A 2,391-nucleotide genomic window follows, 5' to 3' on the forward strand; every position below is an offset into this window, starting at 1 on the left:
ATTTCCGTTTGGCCGGCATCCGCCGAGACACAATCGTGTGAAACAGCCCTTCGCCCCGCACGCCGCCCGACGATCCGCCCCTTCCCTCGCGAACCATTTCCCATTAAAGGGTACCCAATAACGCAATACCGCATTGGAGGGCTTTATGAGTTTTACCATCGTCGAACAGTGTCTGCCGCGTCTCAACCGCAGCGAACTGGCGGTCCCCGGTTCCAACAATAAGTTTCTCGAACGGGCCGCGGAGAGCGCCGCAGACGTCGTATTTCTCGATCTCGAGGACGCCGTCGCCCCCGACGACAAGGTGCCGGCGCGCCACAACGTCATCGCCGCGCTCAACGACCTGGACTGGAGCGGAAAGACCATTTCGGTACGTGTCAACGGCCTCGACACCCACTACATGTACCGCGACCTGGTCGACGTGGTGGAGCAGGCCGGGGCCAAGATCGACCTGATCATGGTGCCCAAGGTGGGCACGGTGGCCGACATCTACGCCATCGACATGCTGCTGACCCAGATCGAGCAGGCCAAGGGATTAAAAAAGCGCATCGGCCTGGAAGTGATCATCGAAACCGCCTTGGGCATGCAGAACATCGACCAGATCGCGGCCGCCAGCCCGCGCCTCGAATCGCTGCACTTCGGGGTCGCCGATTATGCCGCCTCGACCAAGGCCCGCACCACGCAGATCGGCGGTCCCAATCCCGACTACTTGGTGCTCACCGACGCCGATGCCGAGGGTCGGCGCGAGAGCCACTGGGGCGACATGTGGCACTACGCCATCGCGCGCCTGGTGGTGGCGGCCCGGGCCAATGGGCTCAGGCCCATCGACGGTCCCTTCGGAGATTTTTCCGATGCCGCCGGCTACCGCGCCCAGGCGCTGCGTGCCGCGGTGCTGGGCTGCGAGGGCAAATGGGCCATCCATCCCAGCCAGGTCACCCTGGCCAACCAGCTTTTCAGCCCCTCGCCGGCCGAGGTGGCCAAGGCGCGGCGCATCCTCAAGGCCATGAAGGAGGCCCAGCGCGCCGGCCAGGGCGCGGTGGCGCTGGACGGCCGGCTGATCGACATCGCTTCGATCCGGCAGGCCCAGGTGCTGGTCAAGAAGGCCCGCCAAGTGGGCGGCCCCAAGCCGCGCCCGGCGGCTGCCAAGAAAGCCGCCAAGAAGAGCTCGAAAAAGCCCGCCAGGAAGAAGGCCAGCAAGAAGGCCAAGGGGCGGCGCTAGGCCAGCTTGCCGGGAGCCTTCATGAACGCCTTTCTCGACTTCGAAAAGCCGATCGCCGAGCTTGAGGGCAAGATCAAGGAGCTCAGGCACCTGGCCGAAGAGGGCGACGTCAACATCGCCGAGGAGGTCTCGAAACTCGAGGCCAAGGCCGAGCAGCAACTACGCCTGACCTACGCCAACCTGACGCCCTGGCAGAAGACCCTGGTGGCGCGGCACCAGGACCGGCCGCACATGAGCGCCTACGTGGCCCGGCTGATCGAGGACTTCACGCCCCTGGCGGGTGACCGCGCTTATGGCGAGGACCGCGCCGTGTGCGGCGGCCTGGGCCGCTTCCGCGGCCGTTCGGTGATGGTGCTGGGCCACGAGAAAGGCAACGGCACCGATGGCCGGGTGCGGCACAACTTCGGCATGGCCCAGCCCGAAGGCTACCGCAAGGCGGTGCGCCTGATGGAGCTGGCCGAACGCTTCCGCCTGCCGGTGATCAGCTTCGTCGACACGCCCGGCGCCCATCCCGGCGTGGGCGCCGAGGAACGCGGCCAGTCCGAGGCCATTGCCCGCAGCATCGAGGCTTGCCTGGACCTGACGGTGCCGCTGCTCGCCGTCATCATCGGCGAGGGCGGCTCGGGCGGCGCCGTGGCCCTGGCCGCGGGCAACCGGGTCTGCATGCTGGAACACGCCATCTATTCGGTGATCTCGCCCGAGGGCTGTGCCTCGATCCTCTGGCACAGTGCCGAACGGGCTCAGGACGCCGCCGAAGCGCTCAAGCTGACGGCCCAGGATCTGCAGCGCCTGGCTGTCATCGATGAAGTGGTGGACGAGCCCATAGGCGGCGCCCACCGCCTGCCCGAAGCCGCCATCGAGGCCGTCGGCGAGGCCCTTGCCAGGGCGCTCGACGACCTGGTCGAGCGTGCCCCAGACAGGCTGCGCGACGAGCGCCGGCAAAAATTCCTGGCCATGGGCCGGGCGGGGCCGCCTAAGTAGGCGGCTTTTTTTTGGACCCTAACCGGGCGGGCGCATCCGCGTTTTTTTTTGGCCCCTCACCGGGCGGGCGCATCCGCGCCCTTGGCCTCCGCCCCCCATTCGGCTAAGGGATGCACACATCTTCAAGGGCGCAGCCAGTTGAAGCACGGGGAATTGACCACAGAGATGGGGTAATCGGCGCTGAGGGTGGCTAC

General features: G+C 66.8%; 2 protein-coding genes. Both read left to right on the plus strand.

The genetic code is table 11. From position 1 onward, the window contains the following. Positions 1-145: 145 nt before the first annotated feature. Positions 146-1,216: a CoA ester lyase gene (locus QGG75_18315; protein MDP6069183.1), complete on the plus strand. Its 1,071-nt coding sequence runs from the start codon at positions 146-148 to the stop codon at positions 1,214-1,216. A 21-nt stretch (positions 1,217-1,237) separates the two neighbouring features. Beyond that, positions 1,238-2,197: an acetyl-CoA carboxylase carboxyltransferase subunit alpha gene (locus QGG75_18320; protein MDP6069184.1), complete on the plus strand. Its 960-nt coding sequence runs from the start codon at positions 1,238-1,240 to the stop codon at positions 2,195-2,197. Positions 2,198-2,391: the final 194 nt, after the last annotated feature.

It is taken from the genome of Alphaproteobacteria bacterium (assembly GCA_030740435.1).
Classification (GTDB): Bacteria; Pseudomonadota; Alphaproteobacteria; order UBA2966; family UBA2966.

Bases quoted from the DNA above. Each gene is read 5' to 3' on its own strand.
- QGG75_18315 (MDP6069183.1), top strand. From the start codon at position 146: ATGAGTTTTACCATCGTCGAACAGTGTCTGCCGCGTCTCAACCGCAGC.
- QGG75_18320 (MDP6069184.1), top strand. From the start codon at position 1,238: ATGAACGCCTTTCTCGACTTCGAAAAGCCGATCGCCGAGCTTGAGGGC.